Source organism: Meiothermus sp. (assembly GCF_026004075.1).
In the GTDB taxonomy this organism is placed as follows: Bacteria; Deinococcota; Deinococci; order Deinococcales; family Thermaceae; genus Meiothermus.
Genome location: NZ_BPIK01000001.1, coordinates 1,096,593 through 1,116,929, shown reverse-complemented (window position 1 = coordinate 1,116,929; position 20,337 = coordinate 1,096,593). Strand labels below are relative to the sequence as shown.

The following is a 20,337-nucleotide window of genomic DNA, read 5'->3' as shown; positions in this document are numbered from 1 at the left end:
CCTAGTCGGCGAGGGCCGGGGCTGCGCTCACAGGCTCCTGTTCCTTTTCCTTGCGGACTTTGTCGTAGCGCCGTCGCTCAAACAGGTAAAATGCAGCCGGTACGACGTATAGCGTCAGCAGCATCGAGACCGAGACCCCACCCAGGATGATAATTCCCAGCGGGCGGCGGAACTCCGAGCCTTCCCCTGCTGCCGCAATCAGGGGAATGGAGATCATCAGCACCGTGAGGGTGGTCATCAGGATGGGGCGCAGGCGTAGGCGCCCGGCTTCTACCAGCGCGTCGTAGAGTGGCTTTTCGCGGGCCTGCCGCACAGCAAAGTCCAAAAGCAGGATGGCGTTCTTGGTCACCAGACCAATAAGAATAACCACCCCAAGCACGGAAATCACATCCAGGCCGCTCTGGAAGAAGTACAGGAACCAGAACGCCCCCACCAGGGCCAGCGGCACCGGGAGCAGCAGGTACAGGGGGTAGCGGAAGGTGTTGAACTGGCTCGAGATCACCAAAAAGTTGAGCAGCAGAGCCAGACCAAAGGCGATGGGGGCGCTGCGGGCCAGGTCGCCCACAAACGCTGTGGAGCCCTGAGTTTCCAGTTGCACGCCGTCAGTAAAAACCCCGGCTTTCTCCAGTTCCTGGCGCACCAGGCTGGATAGCTGGAAGGTGCCAATTTCGGCATTGGGAGCCCGGTTGGCGTTAATGCCGGTAGAAAAAGCCTGGTTGGTGCGGGAAAGCTGCGCCGGGGTCTGGCGGTTTTCAAACTGTCCCAGGCTGCCGATGGGCAGGGTACTCCGCAAAGCGGGCGCGGCAACCGGCAGCGAAAGCAGACTGGACTGGTCGGGCACGAAGCGGGGGTCAGCTCGAACCACGATGGGAATATCGTCACCACCCGAGCGCACATTGCCTGCCTCGGTACCGGCGTTGTAGATACGCAGGGTCTGGGCCAGGTCGTTGGGGGTGAGGCCGGTGCCGACGAGTTTGTTGGGGTCGGGAATCAACACCCGCTCGGTCGCGGTCTCCTCGAGGCTGCTCCGCACGTCGATCAGGTAAGGCAGGCTGCGCATGACCTCGAGGGCCTGCCGGTTCTTTTCGGCCAGCAGCGCGGGGGTCGGTGCAGTCAGGGTGAACTGCAGGTCGGCGGCCCCACCAGGCCCCCCTTCCGGCACGGTTACGCGCAGGTCGGCCTCGGGCCGGTCGGCCAGTAGCTTTTGAAGGGCCTCGCGGTAGATGGGCAGCAGGTCGTAGACGTCCTGGCGCTCCTCTTTGCCCACCAGCTCAACCACGATACGGGCCCGTTCGGGGTTGCCTGCACCCAAAACGTTTTGTGAGCTACCCACGGTGTTGAGCGCGGCTTTCACCTCGGGGCGGGCCAGCAGCCAGGCCTCCAGACGGCGCACCAGGGCGTCGGTCTCGGACAGGGCGGTGCCCTTGGGGAGCACCAGGTCTACGTTCATCTGCCCGTTGTCGTTTTTAGCGGTGAAGTTGAAGGGGATCTTGGGGGCCACGTAGCCGATGCTCAGGAAGAAGCCCAGCCCCACCAGCAGCACCAGGCCGCTTTGCTTCAGGGCCGCGGCCAGGCTGCGTGCGTAAAGCTCGCGCAGGGTCAGGAAAACGCCCTCGGAAACCCCGTGCAGGCTACCCGTGATAGCACCAGCCAGGCCAAACACCATCGAGAACAGCCAGCGCAACGGGGCCAGCAGCAGGGTCAGGGGCGTAATCAGGATGTTGAGCAGCCGGCGGGCGGGGCTCAGGTCGGGCTGCTGGTACACATGCAGCCTTAAACCCCAGCGCAGATCCTGGCCCAGGCCCAAGAGCCGCTGGCCGAGCTGCCGCCAGGTGGGGGGTTCGGGGTCGGGGAAGTAGGCCAGCCGCACCGTGAGGAAGAAGAGGGCCTCGAGCCAGCTCACCGCGATGGCCGCGGCCAGCACGATGCCGAACTGCCGGAAGAACTCACCGATGATTCCCGGCAGAAAGCTGATGGGCAGGAAGACTGCCAGAAGCGAGAGGGTGGCCGCCGAGACCGCCGAGAGCACCTCGGTGGAGCCCTTGAGCACGGCCTGCAGGTTGTCGTAGCCCATCTGGCGGTAGCGTTCGATGTTCTCCGAAAGCACGATGGAGTCGTCTACCACGATGCCTACCGCCACAATGATGGCCAGCAGGCTAATCACGTTGAAGGTGAAGCCCAGCAGGCCAAACACAATCAAGGCCCCCGACATGGTGATGGGAATCGCCAGCACCACGCTAAAAACCGAATTGAGCTTGCCCAGGAAGATCAGGGTGATAAAAGAGACGATGGCGGCCACCAGCAACACCTCGCGGAAGGTGTCGTTGACGGTGTTTTCGATGAAGGTGGTGGTATCGCCCACGATGCGGGCCTGGTAACCTTGCGGCAGCCGGGCCTCCTGCAGGGTTCGCTTGATGCCCTGGGCAACTGCCACCGCGTTGGAGTCGGGGGTTTTGCGCACCGCCAGCGGTATCACCGGCTGGCCGTTCAGGCGGGTCAGGCGGGTGGGTTCGGCCTGGGCATCGCGCACCACACCCAGATCCCGCACCCGCAGGCCGCGGGCCGGGTCTACCAGAATGTTGCCCACCTCCTCGGGGGTGGTGGGGGTGTTGCGCAGGGTGAAGAGCAGGCGCTGCCCCTGGTCGCTCTGGGTTCCGGCAGGCACGGCCAGGGCCGAGGCCTGAATGGCCCCCACCACCTGGGCTGGAGATAGGTTGTAGGAAGCCACCCTGTAGGGGTCGAGCAAGACCTGCACCTGCCGCTCGGGGGCCCCCTGTACCTGCACATCGGCTACGCCGGTGACGAGCTGCAGGCGGGGTTTGAGCACGTCGTTGGCGTACTTGGCCACCTCACGCAAATCGCGCCCATCCGCCGAGAGCGCAATGAAGAGAATGGGCGCCGCGCCGGGGTCGAAGCGCTGCACCACCGGGGCCTGGGCCTCGCGCGGCAACTGCCCCCGCACGGCCGCCACCCGCTGTGAAACATCGGTGGCTACCCGGTTGATGTCCTGGCCAAACTCGAAGGAAACGATCACCTGGGAGAAGCCCTCGCCCGAGAGCGAGGCGATCAGGTCGAGGCCCGAAAGGGTAGAGACCGCGTCCTCGATGGGACGGCTAATTTGCTGCTCGACCTCCTCGGGCCCGGCCCCTGGGTAGGCGGTGGTTACGGCCACCACCGGAATCTCGAAGCGGGGCAGGAGGTCTACTCCCACCCGGCTACCCGAGATGAGGCCAAAGAGCACCATCGCCAGAAAGACCGCTGTGGAAAAGACGAAGCGCTTGACGAAAAACGCGATAACCGGGTTGACGGGTTTGTCATCGGGGGGTTGGGGTTTTAGTTCTGGCTGACTCATACCCACCTCGCAAGCGCGCTCTGGCTAGGGCTATTCTGACCTAGCAGCGTTGGGGAGGCCATCACTGCACCACCTCCACTGCATCGCCGTCGCTGAGGCTCGAGGGCACCGGGAACACCACCGGCCCACCGCTCACCCCTTCCACCGCTACGCGCGTCCCTGTATCGCCCAGCACCCGTACCGGGGTGCGCACGGCCTTGCCCCCCTGCACCACGAATACATAGGTGCTGCGGCCCTCGGTGCGCAGGGCCCCGGCGGGTAGCAGGCTGCCCTGGGCCAGGCTGAGGGTATACCGCACCTGTGCGCTGGCACCGGGGGGCAGGTCGCCCTCCACCTGCGCGGTCAGCTCGACGAGCCGGTCGGTGCCGGGCACCTTGCTACTTTTGCGAACGGTAGCGGGGTAGCTGCGACCGCCATAGAGCAGCTCGAGCTTGCTACCAAGCGGCAGGGAGGCGGCCTCCTCGGGGGGCAGGCGGAAGCTGGCCTCGAGCCTCGAGGTATCGGCCAGCCTGAACGCGCGCTGCCCGGCGCTCACAAACTCGCCTGGGTTCACAAATATCTCGGCCACCACACCCGCAAAGGGGGCTTTTACCTCGGTATCGGCCACCGCCCGCCGGGCCTGGTTGAGCTGGTTCTGAGCTTGCTGCACCTGCAAGCGCAGCAGGGCCAGGTCTTCGCTGGAGGCCCGCTGGGCACGGGCCAGGTTCTCGCGGGCGTTGTCGAAGGCGGCCTTGGCCTGGTTGTAGGCGGCCTCGAGGCCGGTCAGCTCCACCTGGGCAATGGCCCCAGCCTGGAACAGCTGTTTACCCTCTCGGTAGCGCCGCTCGGCCACCTGAAGGTTGGCCTGAGCCGATTCCAGGCTGGCCTGCAGAGGGGCCAGGGAGCCCGAGGTCGAGCGCTGGGCCCGCTCGAGGTTCACCTGGGCCTGCTGCACGGCCAGCTCGGCGTTGCGCAGGGCAATCTGGGCGTTGGCCGGGTCGAGGCGCAGCACCACCTGCCCCTGGGCCACCCGGCTCCCCTCGGCCACCCGCACCTCGAGCACCTTGCCCGAGGCCGTGGCCCCCACCTGGCTTTCGCGGGCCGGCGAAACAGTGGCCCCGGCGGTGCGCACCGCCGTGAGTATTCCCTGCTCCGGCTGCACCACCCGCACCTTGGTGGTGCGTGGGGCGGTTTCGGCCTGAGCCGGGCTTTCGCTGGGCGCCGCACGGCGCGGACCACATCCAGCCAACAGCAGCACGGTCACGCCCAGCCAGACCCAGGTTCGATAAGCGTTCATCAGCGACCTCCCGCCAGCAGGCTGTAGTAGGCCCGGAAGTAGTTGCCCAGGGCTTGCTGGGCTGCCAGCTCGGCCTGGATGAAAGAAAGCTCGGTCTGAAGGTAAGCCACCTGGCTAATCAGCCCCGCATCCAGGCGCTTTTTGTCGTTGGCCAGGGCTTCGCGGGCATTCGCCAGGGCTGCCTGCTGCACCGAGAGGGTGCGGGCCGCGGCCTGCAGGTTTTGTAAAAGCGAGTCGTACTGTAAAGCCAGGCCGCGCTCAATTTCTCGCGCGCCGGCCACGGCCTGCTCGGCCCGCGACCTGGCCGCGTCAATCTCGGCCCGGGCCGCATAGCTGGGGTCGAGCAGTTCAACCTGAAGCTGGGCCAGCTCGGCCCGCTGACGGGCCTGCAGCACATCGGGGTTCTTGCCCAAAAGCCCCTGTACCACGCTGGCCTCGGGCAAAGCAGGCGGGTTGGGCAGGGGGGCCAGGGTTCCAAACGCCCCCACCAGGCTCCTCAGCGAGGCCTGGGCCAGGGCCAGGCCGTTCTCGGCCCGGCTGGCGTTGCTGCGGGCGTCGTCTACGCGGTTTTGGGCGTTGCGCACATCCAGGGCTGTACCCGAGCCGTTGCGCTGGCGAATCTGGGCAACTTCCAGGCCGCGGGCCGCGACCTCGAGGGCCTTCTGGGCCAGACGCACCTGCACCTGGGCCTCGAGCACCTGGGCATAGGCCCCCACAATGCTGCTCTGGGCCTGGGCCAGGGCGCGCTCGTAGCTGGCCTGGGCCAGCGCCGCACGCTGCTCGGCCTGTACGCGGCTGGGGCGGGTTAGCAAGGGGTCGGACAGCACCCTTTGCAGGTTGGCAGTGGCATCGTCGAGCTCGGCCTTGGCCGCCACCACCGGGGCCTGCACGGTGGCTTTGGATAGCGCGGCCTCGAGGGTCAGGGTCTGGGCTTGAGCCAGGGCAAAGGAAAATAGCAGGGTCAGCAGGGCAACAACCTTCTTCATTGGTTCACCTCACTCAGGGGTAGGGCAAAAAAGCGGTACAGGTCTAAAATGCGCTGGATGCGGTTCTGTTCGGCCTGCTCGACGCCCAGCCGGGCCTGGGCCAGGGCCAGTTCGGCCTGCAACGAGGCCAGCGGGCTCGACAGCCCCAACCGCTCGCGCTCGCGGGCCTCGGCCAGGCTGCGCTCGGCATCGGCACGGGCCTGCAGGGCATTGGCCAGGTTTTGCTCGGCGGTTTGCAGGGCCGAACGCAGCAAGTCTTCCTGCAGTTTGCTGCTGCGGCGGGCGGCCTCCAGGGCCTGCCGGGCCGCGTCTACCTGCTTCTGGGCGGCCTCGAGGGCATCCAGCACACCAAAAGCAATGTTGGCCGAAAGCCCGATGGTGAGCGTTCCCACGATGCGATTCTGGGGCGCGGTGCGGCCCTGGGACTGGTTGGTGTAGCTCAGGCTGGGCTGCAAGGTGCGGGAGTTAATCGAGAGGGTCAGCGCGTCGTTGTCGGAGGTGTTGCGGGTGTAACTACCCTGCACCACCGGCAAAACCCCCCGCAGGGCCCGGTCGTAGGCAATCTGGGCGTTGGCAAGCTGTAGCTCGGCCTGCCGTACCTGGGGCGGAACGCCGCCGGTGGGCACGGCCAGTCGGGGTGGGGTGGTGCTCTCCTGTCCAATCAGATCCGAAAGGCTTCGCCGGGCCAGGGCCAGGTTGCGCTCGGCGTCGGACAGCTGAAGGGCCGCCTGCCGCAGGCTGGCCTCGGCCTGGCGCACCTCACTCTGGCTGGCGGCCCCGCGGCTTTCGCGCAGCCGGGTGGCCTCGAGGCTGGCCTGGGCCAGCCGAACCCCCAGCCGGGCGACCTCGAGGCCCTGCTCGGCCAGCCGCACCCGCAACGCCGCCTCCACCGCCTGGGCCTCGAGCTGGGTACGGGCCTGGCGCAGCCCCAAGGCCGCCTGCTCGACCCCCAGGGCGGCCTGGTTGGCTGCGTCGGATACATCGCCAAAGGGGAACGGGGTGAAAGTCAGGCCCAGGGTAATCTGCCGCCCATCGGTAGGCAGGTTTGCGCACTGCGGGTTGAGGGGGTTGGGACAGGTGGGTGCGCCGGGGGGTGGGGTTACTTCAAAGAACGAGAAACCCCCCTGGGCCTGTAAGCTCACCGGGCTCAAGGTGGCCCGAAGCTGGGCCTGGGCCGCCTCGAGGCCCAACCGCGCCTGCAAGATCGATGGGTGGTTTTCCAGCGGCGCAAAGAATCCCTGCGCCAGTCCAAGGTTCAAAACGGCCCATACCCCCCAGACCGGCAGCCATGTTTTATGTAGGCGCGTACTCATGGTTCCACCACCTGTTCCCAAGATGCTTTGGGACTGAAATCAACCAGCTTGCGGTAGCTCTGGGCAAGCATGGATAACTCTTCGGGGCTCAGACGCCCAAACCGTTCGCGCGAGACCTCCCGCCAGTGCTTACGCATCTGCCCCAGAAAATCTTTCCCCGATTCGGTCAGCAGAATGCGCACCTTGCGCTTATCACTGGCGTCAAGCTCGCGCCGCACCAAACCGCGCTCCTCGAGGCCCGCTAAAAGCTGCGACACCCCCGGCGGCGAGGCATCCATCACAAAGGCCAGGCTCGAGGGCTGGTCAATGCCTTCTGCGATGCACATCAGAGCGAAAGCTTGCATCGGCGAGACCCCCAGTCCCTCAAAGGCCCTTTGCTGGTCGAGCCGCAACTGCCACACCAGATGGGTGGACAGCCGCCACAGCTCGTCCAGCGTTTCGTCTAGTAAAAAATTCATACGCATGAAATGTTAGACCTACTAATGGGTTAGGAAAGCAGTCTTCGCTACAGTTTTCACAAAAAGGCAAGCAGGGACTCTGCCAGATTCAAAATATGAGTTCGAACATGGTAAGCTGTGATCAACATGGGGGAAAAAGTCTTTGAAGAGCGGGAGCTCATTTTGGAGCTGTTTCCTGGAACCTCCCCGGAGCTGTTGCCTCCGGGGGAAATGCTTTATTACCGGGATCACGAAGGGCGGGTGTACATCGAAGAAAGCCCGCTTCGTCTGGTACTCGAGCCCCTCGAGCCCTCCAGCAGCGCCACGCCCATCATCTGTGAGGCCTGCCAGCGACATATTTCTCGCACTTCCGCACAGTTTTTTCGCTTTGGGGTTGGGCAGGATGGCCGCCGCTTTCGCTATGTGGCCCTTTGCCGGGACACCGAAAGCTGCTCCGGGTTTGCCCCGCCGGAGCGTTTGAGAGAAATCCTGCTGCGGGGTATACTACCTTAGCGGGTGGAAGGCGAACAATTGGGCTCGGCTGGGGATACGCCGGGCCTCTTCCATAAAAGGCCATCACACGTTCAGCACAATGGCGCGTCCAGGCAAAACCTATAGCGCCACAAGAAGATACCTGTCAGGAGGCCGAATGGCACGTGAAGTCAAGTTGACAAAATCGGGATATGAGCGATTGGTAGCCGAGCTCGAGCAAGAGCGAGCTCGGCTTCAGGATGCCACACGCATTTTGCAGGAACTCATGGAATCTTCCGACGACTACGACGATTCTGGTCTGGAAGATGCCAAACGAGAAAAGGCTCGTATCGAGGCCCGTATCGACTCGCTAACCGACACCCTCTCCCGTGCAGAGATCATAGAGGAAGAGGGCACCAAGGCGAGTGTGGTAACGCTGGGGGCCGTGGTCAGCCTGAAGTCCAAGGAGGGTGACCACATGGAGGTACAGGTGGTGGCCCCCGCCGAGGCCAGCGTACTCGAGCGCCCCATGAAAATCTCCGATGAAAGCCCCATGGGTAAGGCCCTGCTGGGGCAGAAAGTGGGGGCCAAGGTACTGCTCGAAACCCCCAAGGGCAAAAAAGAGTTCAAGATAGAGTCCATACGACACTAAAGGCAGGGCTGCTGCGCCAACAGTGCGAGCTGTTGGCGTTTTTTATGGCGTGCTTTGCGAATTGGCATAGCGCGGCTTAGACTCTAATATCAGCCTCGGTTAGTGTGCCATCGAGTGGTGGCAAAATAACTCAATCGTGGTAAACCCACCGAGCTTAACAAAGCAGTACCATGGATAGGTTTGATGACGCGCTTTGCGAAACTGGAAAAATCTGGATGTGCCTATGCCTGAATACAGCGAACAAACTCAACAACGTCTAGCCAACCTCGAGGCCCTCGCAGAAGCCGGCTTCGAGCGCTTTCCCTACCGCTTCCCCAAGACCCACGACGCCGCCCAGATTCTGGCCGCCCACGCCGGGGCCGCCCCCCAGCAGGAGTGGCCCGAGGAAGAGGTGCGCGTAGCCGGCCGCCTGATGACCTTCCGCCACATGGGCAAGGCCAGCTTTGCTCACCTGCAAGACCAGAGCGGGCGCATTCAGCTCTACCTGGCCCGCGACATTACCGAGCACTACGACCTGATTAAAAAGCTCGACATCGGCGATATTTTAGGGGTCGAGGGAACGGTTTTTACCACCAAAACCGGCGAAATTACCATCAAGGTAAAGAAATTTACCCCCCTGGTCAAGTCGTTGCACCCCCTGCCCGACAAGTGGCACGGCATCCGCGACGTGGAAACCCGCTACCGCCAGCGCTACCTCGACCTGATCCAGAACCCCGAGGTGCGGGAGGTGTTTCGCATTCGCAGCCGTATGGTGCGCTACATCCGCGATTTCTTCGACCAGCGGGGCTTTTTGGAGGTTGAAGGCCCTACCCTGCAGGCCATCGCCGGCGGCACCGAGGCCAAGCCCTTCAAAACCTTCCACAACGCGCTCGATCACGAGTTCAACCTGCGCATTGCCCTCGAGCTGCACCTCAAGCGCCTGCTGGTAGGGGGATTCGAGAAAGTCTTCGAGATCGGCCGCAACTACCGCAACGAGGGCATCTCGGTCAAGCACAACCCCGAGTTCACCATGCTGGAAGCCTACTGGGCCTATGCCGACTACAACGACATGATGGCCCTGGTCGAAGACCTGCTCTCGGGCCTGGTGCAGCACCTTTTTGGAACCACCCAGGTGCGCTACGGTGAGCACCAGATCGATTTTGCCAAGCCCTTCCGCCGCATCGATTTTATAGGTACGCTGAAGGAACGAGCCGGCCTCGACTTCGACCCCACCGACCTCGAGCGCCTCCGTACCTGGGCCGATCAAAAGCACCCCGAGCTGCGCAGCGTACCCAGCTATAAGCTGCTGGACAAACTGTTTGGGCACTACGTGGAGCACACCCTGATTCAGCCCACCTTTGTGGTGGATGTGCCCCTCGCCATCAGCCCCCTGGTCAAGCGCCACCGCGACCCCAGCAAGGCCAACCTCACCGAGCGCGCCGACCTGTTTGTGGCGGGCTTCGAGATCTCCCCTATTTACTCCGAACTCAACGACGCCCTCGACCAGCGCGCCCGTTTCCAGGAACAGGCCAAGCGCCGTGAAGCTGGCGACGACGAAGAGCCGGAAATTGACGAAGACTTTTTGCTGGCCCTCGAGTACGGCATGCCCCCCGCCGCCGGGATGGGCCTGGGCATAGACCGACTAGCGATGGTGCTTACCAATCAGGAGAGCATCCGCGATGTGATCCTGTTCCCCCTGCTCAAGCCGCGCAAAGAAACCCCCGACCCCAGCGAGTCCACAGACCAGGACTAAGTTTCGATCCTCACTCGAGCTTTCGCCCGAGTGCAACCCTGCTTTGCGGGTAAAAGGAGATGAAGCATCTGGTTTCAATCCTCACTCGAGCTTTCGCCCGAGTGCAACCGGCTCCGGCTGGTGAAGTGGACCGGGCTGTCTGGAGTTTCAATCCTCACTCGAGCTTTCGCCCGAGTGCAACGGTGTCTGGCTACACCTACCCTGCCAGATTGTGAATGTTTCAATCCTCACTCGAGCTTTCGCCCGAGTGCAACCTTCGAGAGGCGCCAACTAGGCAAGTAGGTATCTGGGTTTCAATCCTCACTCGAGCTTTCGCCCGAGTGCAACTGGCTATGCCTCGACCGTGGGGGCTGAGGCCGAGGCGTTTCAATCCTCACTCGAGCTTTCGCCCGAGTGCAACCGCCCACAGCATACTGGAGCTGATCAGTGAGGTGTTTCAATCCTCACTCGAGCTTTCGCCCGAGTGCAACCAGATGTGCTGAGTCGGGATGCGCAAGCGGATCTGGTTTCAATCCTCACTCGAGCTTTCGCCCGAGTGCAACGCCCACGTGTGACCAAGGTGCACGGCAGGTAGGGTTTCAATCCTCACTCGAGCTTTCGCCCGAGTGCAACTATCCAGGGGCTGATCCCGGAAGGGCTGGGCCGGAAGTTTCAATCCTCACTCGAGCTTTCGCCCGAGTGCAACCGAGGGGCAAGCCTGAACGGGCTGGTCCGGCCTACGTTTCAATCCTCACTCGAGCTTTCGCCCGAGTGCAACAACGGGTGGAGCCGAGCGCAGGGTGACCGAGTGTTTCAATCCTCACTCGAGCTTTCGCCCGAGTGCAACGAACGGCGAAGCGACTGAAGCGCACCAGGTCAGGTTTCAATCCTCACTCGAGCTTTCGCCCGAGTGCAACGAGCATATGCAAGTGAACCGATAGGCACTTGCTAGGTTTCAATCCTCACTCGAGCTTTCGCCCGAGTGCAACCCTGACCTAGCAATGTGTAGGCCTAGGCGCGTTTCAATCCTCACTCGAGCTTTCGCCCGAGTGCAACCATGCTAGAGGAATATGGCGCCACCGGCCATTGTTTCAATCCTCACTCGAGCTTTCGCCCGAGTGCAACGGCCTCATTCTAGCGTGCGTACTGGACGGGGTTCAATAGGCCGTTTGCGCGAACCCCCCCAAAAAGGGTTCCGACGCGGGGTGGGGGAAGGTGGAGGGAAAGCGGGTTTTCAATGTCCCCTAGCCGATTTCTCGGCTTGCGCGAACCCCCCTGGGTTTTGGCACTTGCTTGGGGTTCGCGCAGTTCTCTAGGCATCAGATTACCTCAGGCTGCACAAACCGCGCATACCCCGCCCCGAGGCTGGGGGCATGAACAAGACACGTTCTGCTCTCGGGAAAAAGCAAATCGGCTGGTTGGTTGCGTTGGTTCTGTTGTTGGGAGGGTTAACCGTTTTGGTGCCTGCTTCGGTGTACTGGCAGGCCAATGGCGATCAGCCCAAGTGTTGTGCTGGCGGCTAGGGTGGGCTGGGCAGCCCAGCTACAGCTTAGTATGATGAAAAATGCGTGAGGGATCTGGAGCTGTTGAGGGTAAACTTAGAGGCTCTGGTCGAGCAGGGCCGGGCCGACCTGGCCCTACAACTGCTGCAAAATGCCAGCGAGCAGCACCAAACCTATTATCAAACCGAAAGGTTTTTGCACCTGCTGGAGGGGGTGCCGGAACCCTTACAGCAAGAGCTGACCTTTCAGCGCATCTACCTGCAAACCCTGGCTCGAGCCCGAAAGCCAAAGGATGTTCTGGCCTGGTTCGAGTCCAATACCTCTACCGATGGCCTGCACCTTTATCAGGCCTGGGCCCTTCTTCAGTTCAACCAGAACCAACAGGCCTTGGAGGTGCTTCAAAGCCTCTGCGAGGCTTCTGTGCCCGATAAGGGCCTTTACTACCGCTGCCTGGGTATGGCCATGGGCCGGCTTAAGCAGGCCGGATGGCAAAAATGCTTTGAGCAGGCCCGCGCACATCTGCAGGGCAACGCCCTGGGACGCATGCTGCTGGATTATGGCTGGCACTTTTACGCCAGCGGTCAGCATACCCAAGCCCATGCAATCTGGGCCGAAGCCCTTATCTATCTTGAAAACGACCCTTATTATCTGGCCTGGACGCACAGCAACATCGGCTACCTTTTGCTCAAAAATGAGCCAGGCAAGGCCGAGCGACATTTTTTAGAGGCGCTCCGTATAAGCCAGAAAAAAGCGGCCCGCGGCTTCCGCAGCCGGGCTTTGCTGGGGCTGGGGATTGTGCGGCGCATGTTCGCCGAATTGCAGCGGGCCTTGCAAGCCTACCAGGAGGCCTACAAGGCCAAGGGCGATACCGACGACACCCAACTGGCCCTGTGGGGCTGGGGTCACACCTTGCGTCTTATGGGCCAGGTTGAGGAGGGGCTGGCTAAGCTGTTGCAGGCTCACCGGATCAACCCCGAGGTGCGCTGGCTCGAGCTGGACATCGCTGCGGCCTACCTAATGCTGGGCCACCTCGAGTACCTCGAGCAGAACCTGCCCTACCTTCGCACCATTCCCCTGCGGGATCGGGATAAAATTGTACTGGGCATCCTCGAGGCCGAGTGGCTGCGGCGTAAGGGCGACCTGGCCCAGGCCAAAGCCCGGCTGGCCTCTGTGGAAACCAACAACCTCTGGTTCAGAGAAGAGCTGAGCTGTTTTCCCCTGCTGGCATCGGCTATCCAGGGTACGGAACCCAGTTTGCGCGCGAGCTACCGGGTAGAGGTGAACCCCTATGGGCGTTTGCAGGTTCGGGTCAATAGCCGGCCTGTGCTACTTCCAGCCGTTAGCAAGGCCGGAGAGTTGCTGGTGTTTTTGTTGATAAAGGGGGGTTCGGCCAGCCTCGAGGTTTTGTTGGATCAGATTGCCACCCCCGGCAAGAACCCCCGTAAAGCCTTGTGGGAAGTGGTCAATTCCCTGCGGATGGCCCTGGGCTGGAAGGACAGCGTGCGCAGCACTGGGAGGATGTACACCCTCGACCCCGAAAGCGAGTGGGTCTTCCCAACCGAGCCTCCCCTCGACCACCAGGGGCAGATGCTCGAGTTCATGCCGGGTTATTACAGCAACTGGATCGAAGAATACCGGCAGCAGTGGAACGTTATCTAACATCAGCAGGTGCGATGGCAGCCAACAGGGGCTCGATGGTTTTATTTGCTATTTGATATGAATACACTCATATTTTATCAAGTAATGAGCGCACAAAAATCCATCTGGACGAGAGCTGGACGGCAAGGTTTACGCTACTAGTCAAGCCTTGCTGCTGGCGCTGATATGGAAGCAACGTACCATCAAAACAAAGCCCACAGGCTGCTCCGGCTGCTGGAGCTGCTCGAGCAGAAAGCCTGGCGGCCCCACGAGCTGCGCAAAGAGCTGGGCCTTGGGGAACGGGCCATCTTCGATTACCTGCTCGAGGCCGAGGCCCTGGCCGAGCGGCTGGGGCTCGAGTTCCGGCACGACCGGCTGCGGGGCCTCTACTGGGTCGAGGTGCGGGAGCGGCTGAGCCTTACCGAAACCGTGGTCGCCCATGCGGCTTTGCGTATGCTGGCGCACCATGCGCCGGGTAGCAACAAAGCCTACCAGGAAGCCTTGCGAAAACTATCCAAACACCTGCCGGAGCCCCTGCGCAGCATCGCCCTGCGCAGCACCGAGGCCCTGAACCAGCGCCCCCCCAGCCTGAGCGGGGCCAACCTCGAGACCCTCACCCAGGGCTGGCTCAACCAGCAGGTGGTGGCCTTCGAGTACCGTCTTCCCCAGGCGCGGGTTATCCGGGTTGAACTCGAGACCTACTTCATCGAGGTGTCCCGGGCCAATATGGCGGTTTACGTGATCGGTAAAGACCGGCTGTATGGCCGGGGCCTGCACTACCTCGAGAACCTCAAGACCTACAAGCTCGAGCGCATCCAGCGTCCGCGCCTGCTGGACGAAACCTACACCATTCCCGACGACTTCGACCCCAGCCAGTACCTCTCCAACGCCTGGGGCATCGTGCGCAGCGAACCGCCCATGCAGGTGCGGCTGCGCTTCAACCCGGAGGCCAGCGAGCGCATCCGGGAGGGGGGTTACCCCAACCTGCAGATCCTTGAGCAGCTCGAGGGTGGTAGCACTCTCGTTCAAATTACCGTTGGCACCGATACCGAAGGATTCCCCCTCGAGCTGCTACCCTGGATTCAGAGCTGGGGGCCCAGGGTGGAGGTGCTGGAGCCAGAAAGCCTGCGGCGGGCCTGGCTGGCCGAGGCGCGGGCGGTGCTCGAGCAGTACGGGCAGCCCGGCCTGGTTTCCAGAACCTACTGGGCCCACACCCACCCCAACCCCGCCCGCTGGCAGCCCCTGCGGGAACACCTGCACCAGGTGGCCGAACGGGCGGCGGCCAAGGCCCGGCCCTTTGGCGAGGAAGAAAACGCCCGGCTGGCGGGCCGCCTGCACGACCTGGGCAAGTACGGCGACCTGTTCCAGCGCCGGCTCGAGGGCAGGGAAAAGGGCCTCGACCACTGGTCGGCGGGGGCCCACCTGGCCTTGTTTGAGTACCGCCAGCCCGCGGTGGCCCTGGCCGTACAGGGCCACCACATCGGGTTGCAGAGCGGGGCTAAGGAAAGCCTGAAGGAGATGAAGCTACGCGAGGACGGAAAGGGCTTCCCCCCCGATTTGCGGCTGAGCGAGCCCGACCTCGAGGTGCTCAAAGCCCGCCTGCAGAAGGACGGCCTCGAGCTGCCCCCGCCCAGCCGTACCCTCATCACCCCGCCGGCCAGCGCGGCCGCCATGCTGGATACCCGCATGCTCTTCTCGGCCCTGGTGGACGCCGATTTTCTGGACACCGAGGCCCACATCAAAGGCCCTGAAGCCCGTCCTGCACCCCCGGAATTGCGGGCCAGGGAAGCCCTGGAGCGCCTCGAGGCCCACCTGGCCCGGCTCGGTCAGGCAGGCCACATCCCCCAGAAAACGCGCGAGCTGCGCAGGCTGGTGGCCGAGGCCGCAGCAAGCGCAGCAGAACAGGCCGCCTCGGTCTTCACCCTCACCGCCCCCACCGGCCTGGGCAAAACCCTGGCCATGCTGCGCTTCGCCCTGCGGCGGGCCGTGCGCGACCCCCGCATACGCCGGATTGTGGTGGTGCTGCCCTATCTTTCCATCCTCGACCAGACCGCCAAAGTCTACCGCGAGCTGTTCCAGGACTTCGGGCCCCATTACATCCTGGAAGACCACAGCCTGGCCTACCGGCCCCTCTCCAGAGAACTCTCCGACGAGCAGGACTTGCAGGAGCGCGAACGCCGCCTCCTGAGCGAAAACTGGGAGGCCCCCATCGTCCTTACCACCCACGTGCAGCTTCTGGAAAGCCTGCACGCCAACCGCCCTGGGGCCTGCCGCAAACTGCACAACCTGGCGGGTAGCGTGCTGCTTTTCGACGAGGTGCAGACCCTGCCCACCCACCTGGCTCTGCCCACCCTCAAAACCCTGGCCCACCTGGCCAGCGAGAAGTACGGGGCGGTGGTGGTGTTTTCCACCGCTACCCAGCCCGCCTTCGACACCCTGCACGAGCAGATCCGGCGCGGTGAGCCCCAGGGCTGGCAGCCGGTGGAGATGCTGCCGGAACCCGAACAGCTTTTTGCCCAGAGCCAGCGGGTAGAACTCGAGTGGTGGCTGAAAAACCCCACCCCCTGGCCCCACCTGGCTACCCTGCTGGAGGCCGAGCCGCAGGTGCTGGCCGTGCTCAACCTCAAGCGCCAGGCCTACGCCCTGTTCCACGAGGCCCAGGCGCGCGACCTCGAGGGGCTCTACCACCTGTCCACCGCCCTGTGCCCGGCCCACCGGCGGGGGGTGCTCGAGGAGGTACAGCGCCGCCTCGAGCAGGGCCAGCCCTGCCGCCTGGTAGCCACCCAGGTGGTGGAAGCCGGGGTGGAGCTGGACTTCCCGGTGGGCTATCGCGCCCTGGGGCCGCTCGAGGCCATCGCCCAGACCGCCGGGCGCATCAACCGGCACGGCCTGCGCCCGCAGGGCCGGCTGGTGGTCTTCCTGCCCGAGGAGGAAGCCTACCCCGACCGGACCTACGGCCGGGCCGCCGCCCTTACCCGCGCCTTGCAGGCCGAGGGGCCGCTCACGCTCGAGCCCGCCACCTTCCGCCGCTACTACCAGAGCCTCTACGCGCTCCAGCAGGTGAGCAACCCCGAGATCGAGGCCTTGATTCAGACCCAGAACTACGCCGAGCTGGCCCGGCGCTACCGAATCATCGAGTCGGCGGCGGTAAACGTGGTGGTGCCCTACAACGACGAAGCCCTGGCCCTGATGCAGGAGGCCCGCGACCAGGGCATTTCCGCGGCCTGGATTCACCGGGCCCGGCCCTACACCGTGCCCTACTTCCTGCCCCAAGATGGCCCCCCGCCCTTCCTGGAGACGGTCTTCCTGCGCTATGGGCGGGGCGAGGCCCCGGACTGGTTTCTCTCTGCCGACCCCGCGCTCTACGACGCCCGGCTGGGCTTTACACCCCAGGAGGGAGGGGCCGCGGGGCTGGTGGTCTGAAAGGAGGTTGGATGCGAAGTTTTCAGTTAGAAGTCTGGGGAGAGCTGGCCTGTTTCACCCGGCCCGAGTTCAAGGTGGAGCGCTTCAGCTACCCCATCATCACCCCCAGCGCGGCGCGTGGTATCTTCGATGCCATCTACCTCGACTTCGACCCCCAGCACAAAACGCCCCTGATGTACTGGCAGGTGCGCCGCATCGAGGTGCTGAGCCCGGTGCGCTACATCAGCCTGATGCGCAACGAGGTCAAGGAGAAGGCCAGCGTGCGCAACATCCAGGCCTGGATGAAAGACCCCAGCCGCTTTGAGCCCCTGTACGCCGACGCCTCGGGGGATGAGACCAGCGGTGGTGCCAAGGGCCGCACCCAGCGCCAGACCATGGCCCTCAAAAACGTGCGCTACCGCCTGACCGCCCAGGCCGTGCTCTACCGCGAAGACCCCGCTTTGCGGCAAAAAATCGAGCAGAGTTTTCTCCGGCGGGCTCGAGCCGGCCAGTGCATCTACCAGCCCTACCTGGGCTGCCGCGAGTTTACCGGCTACTTCCGGCTGGTGGAGGATGAAGGGGCCGCCCCGGTGCCCTACAACGAAAAAATCGGCTGGATGCTTTACGACGTCTTCGACCTCTCGCGCCCAGGCCGCCCGCTGCGTACCGACCGCGGCGAGAAACCGAGCATCAGCCTGTTCGAGGCCGAGGTGGTGCAGGGGGTGCTCGAGGTGCCCCCCTACGAAAGCCCACAGGTTCGCAAAGGGGGTGGGTGATGCTTTCGCAGTTGGTCTCGTACACCCAGCAAAAAGGGTTGCTGGCCGAGCCGGGCTTTACCACCAAAGAAATCCGCTGGCTGGTGGGGGTAAGCCCGCAGGGGGCCTTCACCGAGCTGATTCCGCTGGAAAACCAGGCCAGAACCGCGCCCGACCTTTCCCAGCCCGATATGATTAGCCTTCCCGGCTACCTGCGGGGCCAGGGGCATTCGGTAGAGCAGGCCGCTCACTTCCTGGCCGATACCTGCGCGGTGGTGTTTGGCCTGGCCGAGCGGGACGCTAACGGCCAGGTCAGGAAGCCCGATGAGCACGCCAGGAACCTGCAAAAACAGGCCACCTTCCGTCTGCTGATTCAGCTTGCCGCCAACGACGTACCGCTCCTAAAACCCATTGCCCAGGCCCTGTCCGACCCGGAGCAGATGCAGACAATTTTGCAGAAGCTCGAGGCCCAGGCCCAGAAAAGAGGGGCCGAAAAGCTCAAACCCACCGATAAAGTCTCCTTTTGGCTTCAGGGCCGGTGCGTGCTGGACTTCCCCGACTGGCACGACTGGTGGCGGCAGTTCAGAACCCAGGCTTTCCCCAAGTCGGGCTCAGAAGGGCGCATGCCCTCGTTCGCCAGCGGTGCGCTGGTGACCCCCGCCTCCACCCACCCCAAGGTGACTAAGCTGGGTGGGAGCGCCTTTGGGCACGCCCTGGTCACCTACGACAAGGAGGCTTTTGAGTCCTATGGCCTCTCGCAGGGGGAAAACGCCGCGGTGGAGGAGCAGGCCGCCAATGCCTACCGGGCCGGGCTGGATGCCCTGCTGGAGAAAGCCGAGATCCTGGGCGAGATGAAGGTGGTGGTCTGGTACGATCGGGAAATTCCAAAAGAAGACGACTTCTTCAAAGACCTCTTCGCGCCTGCAGCAGACGAGGCCCAGGAGCTACAGGCCCTCGAGCGCGCCCGTCGGGTTTTACAGGCCCTCCGAACCGGCCAGGCCCCGCCCGTTCTGCAGAGCGCCCGCTTCTTTTCCGCCGCCATGAGCCCGGCCTCGGGCCGGGTGATGCTGCGCGACTGGCAGATGGGGCAGCTCGAGGACTTCATTCATGCAGTAGCGGCCTGGTTTTCCGACCTCGCCATCGTGCGGCGCGACGGAGGGAGCCTTGCCAGCCCCCCCGGCCTCAACCGGCTTTTCCTCAGTCTCCAGCGGCCCAAAACCCCCGAGCAAAACTTCGACGACTACCTCAAACCCATCAAACAGCTCCAGACCCCCCTCTGGCGGGCCGCCCTCAACCCCCGCCTGCCCATCCCCTACGCAGCGGTCGCCAAAATCATGGAGACCCACACCGCCGAGGTGATGACCGGGGCTTTTACCGAAGCCTTGAAGGCTCAGAAACCCGACGCTGCTGCCCTTGGGCGCATCTACGCCCGCATGGGGCTTTTGAAGGCCTACCACAACCGCAAAGGAGGTTATCGGATGAGTGCAGAACTCGACCTAAGCCACCCCAGCCCGGCCTACCACTGTGGCCGCTTGATGTGCATCCTGGCCCAGATTCAGGAGGCCGCCAGCGAGTCCGAGATCAACGCCGGGGTGATCCAGCGCTACTACGGGGCCGCTTCCAGCACCCCCTCGCTGGTGCTGGGCCGGCTGACCCGGCTCTCGCAGCACCACCTGGCCAAGATGGCTAAAGACGCACCCGGCCTGGCCTACTGGTTCAACACCCAGCTCGCCGAGGTCTGGAAAGCCCTGGGTAAAAACCTGCCGCGCACCCTGAGCCTGGAAGAGCAGAGCCTTTTTGCCCTGGGCTACTACCAGCAGATGGCCGCCAGCCGCAAGAAATCTGATTCTGAAAAGGAGAGCACATGAACCCTATCCAGAACCGCTACGAGTTCCTGCTGTTTTTCGACGTCAAGGACGGCAACCCCAACGGCGACCCCGACAGCGGCAACGCCCCGCGCATCGACCCCGAGGACGGCCACGGCCTGGTGAGCGACGTGGCCCTGAAGCGGCGCCTCCGTAACTACGCCCAGGTGGCGGGGGCCAGCATCTTCGTGCAGCACGGCACCAACCTGAACCGGCCCATCTTCGAGGCTCACATAAAAACCGAAGGCGGGTTTACCGGAAGCAAGACCAAAGACAAAGTAGAGGCCGCGCGGCGCTGGATGTGCGAGCAGTTCTTCGACGTGCGCACCTTTGGCGCGGTGATGAGCACCGGGGCCAACGCCGGCCAGGTGCGGGGGCCGGTGCAGATCACCTTCGCCCGGAGCCTCGACCCCATCTTTCCGGCGGAGTTCAGCATTACCCGTGGGGCGGTGGCCGAGGACGTAAAAAACGCCAAAACCCTGGAAGATTACCTGCGCTGGGAGGCCGAGCAGCCCGAGGACAAGCTGCGCACCATGGGGCGCAAAAGCCAGGTGGCCTATGGGCTGTACATGGCTAAAGGCTTCATCAGCGCCCACCTGGCCGAGCAAACCGGCTTTAGCGAGGCCGACCTGAAGCTGCTGGTGGAAGCCCTCATGAACATGTTCGAGCACGACCGCAGCGCCAGCAAGGGCCACATGGCGACCCGCCGCCTGTACCTGTTCAAGCACGTGGGCAACGGCGACCCCAATAACGACGAGCAGAACCGGCGCCAGGCCCGGCTGGGCTGTGCGCCTGCGCACCGGCTGCTCGAGCTGGGGCAGGTGGTCTCGGTGGAGCGGTTGGACGAGAGCAGGCCCCCGCGCAGCTTCTCCGATTACCGGATTACCGCCGACCCCGCCCAACTGCCCAAAGGGGTGCGGATGCTCGAGCTTTCCGAGTGGGACGAGGCCAGTTGGGATGCCTGGATGGGAGCCTAG

General features: G+C 63.6%; 14 protein-coding genes and 1 CRISPR repeat array. Of the genes, 9 read left to right on the top strand and 5 right to left on the bottom strand.

What is annotated here, in order from left to right; all coding sequences use genetic code 11:
* Window position 1: 1 nt before the first annotated feature.
* The 5 genes from Q0X18_RS05370 to Q0X18_RS05350 form a co-directional block, all read right to left on the bottom strand.
* Window positions 2-3,352 (bottom strand): efflux RND transporter permease subunit, encoded by a 3,351-nt coding sequence (locus Q0X18_RS05370; RefSeq protein WP_297559483.1) that lies wholly within the window; start codon window positions 3,350-3,352, stop codon window positions 2-4.
* Window positions 3,353-3,413: 61 nt separating this feature from the next.
* Complete coding sequence (locus Q0X18_RS05365; protein WP_297559476.1) at window positions 3,414-4,628, bottom strand: efflux RND transporter periplasmic adaptor subunit; 1,215 nt, start codon at window positions 4,626-4,628, stop codon at window positions 3,414-3,416.
* Window positions 4,628-5,614 (bottom strand): TolC family protein, encoded by a 987-nt coding sequence (locus Q0X18_RS05360; protein ID WP_297559474.1) that lies wholly within the window; start codon window positions 5,612-5,614, stop codon window positions 4,628-4,630. The genes Q0X18_RS05365 and Q0X18_RS05360 overlap by 1 nt, the downstream gene beginning before the upstream one ends.
* A complete protein-coding gene (locus Q0X18_RS05355) occupies window positions 5,611-6,927 on the bottom strand; it encodes a TolC family protein (protein ID WP_297559472.1) in 1,317 nt (438 codons plus the stop codon). The genes Q0X18_RS05360 and Q0X18_RS05355 overlap by 4 nt, the downstream gene beginning before the upstream one ends.
* Complete coding sequence (locus Q0X18_RS05350; protein WP_297559470.1) at window positions 6,924-7,385, bottom strand: MarR family winged helix-turn-helix transcriptional regulator; 462 nt, start codon at window positions 7,383-7,385, stop codon at window positions 6,924-6,926. Before Q0X18_RS05350 ends, Q0X18_RS05355 begins: the two co-directional genes overlap by 4 nt.
* 126 nt (window positions 7,386-7,511) lie before the next feature.
* Here Q0X18_RS05350 and Q0X18_RS05345 point away from each other — a divergent pair, with 126 nt between their 5' ends.
* From Q0X18_RS05345 to cas7c, 9 genes are all read left to right on the top strand, one after another.
* Window positions 7,512-7,877, top strand: coding sequence for a hypothetical protein (locus Q0X18_RS05345; protein ID WP_297559468.1), 366 nt, complete (start codon window positions 7,512-7,514; stop codon window positions 7,875-7,877).
* A gap of 136 nt (window positions 7,878-8,013) precedes the next feature.
* Window positions 8,014-8,487, top strand: a complete 474-nt coding sequence (locus Q0X18_RS05340; RefSeq protein WP_297559466.1) for a GreA/GreB family elongation factor — start codon at window positions 8,014-8,016, stop codon at window positions 8,485-8,487.
* Window positions 8,488-8,710: 223 nt separating this feature from the next.
* Window positions 8,711-10,219, top strand: a complete 1,509-nt coding sequence (lysS, locus tag Q0X18_RS05335) for a lysine--tRNA ligase (protein WP_297559464.1) — start codon at window positions 8,711-8,713, stop codon at window positions 10,217-10,219.
* Window positions 10,220-11,323: direct repeats of the CRISPR family, unit length 37 nt; unit sequence GTTTCAATCCTCACTCGAGCTTTCGCCCGAGTGCAAC.
* A gap of 248 nt (window positions 11,324-11,571) precedes the next feature.
* Complete coding sequence (locus tag Q0X18_RS05330) at window positions 11,572-11,721, top strand: hypothetical protein (protein ID WP_297559461.1); 150 nt, start codon at window positions 11,572-11,574, stop codon at window positions 11,719-11,721.
* A gap of 45 nt (window positions 11,722-11,766) precedes the next feature.
* The gene (locus Q0X18_RS05325; RefSeq protein ID WP_297559459.1) at window positions 11,767-13,359 is read left to right on the top strand and encodes a tetratricopeptide repeat protein; all 1,593 of its coding nucleotides are present in this window, start codon (window positions 11,767-11,769) and stop codon (window positions 13,357-13,359) included.
* Between the two features lie 165 nt (window positions 13,360-13,524).
* Window positions 13,525-16,761 (top strand): CRISPR-associated endonuclease Cas3'', encoded by a 3,237-nt coding sequence (locus Q0X18_RS05320; protein ID WP_297559457.1) that lies wholly within the window; start codon window positions 13,525-13,527, stop codon window positions 16,759-16,761.
* Window positions 16,762-16,772: 11 nt separating this feature from the next.
* A complete protein-coding gene (gene cas5c, locus Q0X18_RS05315; protein WP_297559455.1) occupies window positions 16,773-17,516 on the top strand; it encodes a type I-C CRISPR-associated protein Cas5c in 744 nt (247 codons plus the stop codon).
* Window positions 17,516-19,363, top strand: coding sequence for a type I-C CRISPR-associated protein Cas8c/Csd1 (gene cas8c, locus Q0X18_RS05310; protein ID WP_297559452.1), 1,848 nt, complete (start codon window positions 17,516-17,518; stop codon window positions 19,361-19,363). The genes cas5c and cas8c overlap by 1 nt, the downstream gene beginning before the upstream one ends.
* Window positions 19,360-20,337 (top strand): type I-C CRISPR-associated protein Cas7/Csd2, encoded by a 978-nt coding sequence (gene cas7c, locus Q0X18_RS05305; protein ID WP_297559449.1) that lies wholly within the window; start codon window positions 19,360-19,362, stop codon window positions 20,335-20,337. The genes cas8c and cas7c overlap by 4 nt, the downstream gene beginning before the upstream one ends.

What these genes read in the sequence shown, in the direction of transcription:
- Q0X18_RS05355 (WP_297559472.1), bottom strand. Translation starts at nt 6,927, where the DNA reads ATGAGTACGCGCCTACATAAAACATGGCTGCCGGTCTGGGGGGTATGG.
- Q0X18_RS05340 (WP_297559466.1), top strand. Translation starts at nt 8,014, where the DNA reads ATGGCACGTGAAGTCAAGTTGACAAAATCGGGATATGAGCGATTGGTA.
- Q0X18_RS05345 (WP_297559468.1), top strand. Translation starts at nt 7,512, where the DNA reads ATGGGGGAAAAAGTCTTTGAAGAGCGGGAGCTCATTTTGGAGCTGTTT.
- cas7c (WP_297559449.1), top strand. Translation starts at nt 19,360, where the DNA reads ATGAACCCTATCCAGAACCGCTACGAGTTCCTGCTGTTTTTCGACGTC.
- cas8c (WP_297559452.1), top strand. Translation starts at nt 17,516, where the DNA reads ATGCTTTCGCAGTTGGTCTCGTACACCCAGCAAAAAGGGTTGCTGGCC.
- cas5c (WP_297559455.1), top strand. Translation starts at nt 16,773, where the DNA reads ATGCGAAGTTTTCAGTTAGAAGTCTGGGGAGAGCTGGCCTGTTTCACC.
- Q0X18_RS05350 (WP_297559470.1), bottom strand. Translation starts at nt 7,385, where the DNA reads ATGAATTTTTTACTAGACGAAACGCTGGACGAGCTGTGGCGGCTGTCC.
- Q0X18_RS05330 (WP_297559461.1), top strand. Translation starts at nt 11,572, where the DNA reads ATGAACAAGACACGTTCTGCTCTCGGGAAAAAGCAAATCGGCTGGTTG.
- lysS (WP_297559464.1), top strand. Translation starts at nt 8,711, where the DNA reads ATGCCTGAATACAGCGAACAAACTCAACAACGTCTAGCCAACCTCGAG.
- Q0X18_RS05360 (WP_297559474.1), bottom strand. Translation starts at nt 5,614, where the DNA reads ATGAAGAAGGTTGTTGCCCTGCTGACCCTGCTATTTTCCTTTGCCCTG.
- Q0X18_RS05370 (WP_297559483.1), bottom strand. Translation starts at nt 3,352, where the DNA reads ATGAGTCAGCCAGAACTAAAACCCCAACCCCCCGATGACAAACCCGTC.
- Q0X18_RS05365 (WP_297559476.1), bottom strand. Translation starts at nt 4,628, where the DNA reads ATGAACGCTTATCGAACCTGGGTCTGGCTGGGCGTGACCGTGCTGCTG.
- Q0X18_RS05320 (WP_297559457.1), top strand. Translation starts at nt 13,525, where the DNA reads ATGGAAGCAACGTACCATCAAAACAAAGCCCACAGGCTGCTCCGGCTG.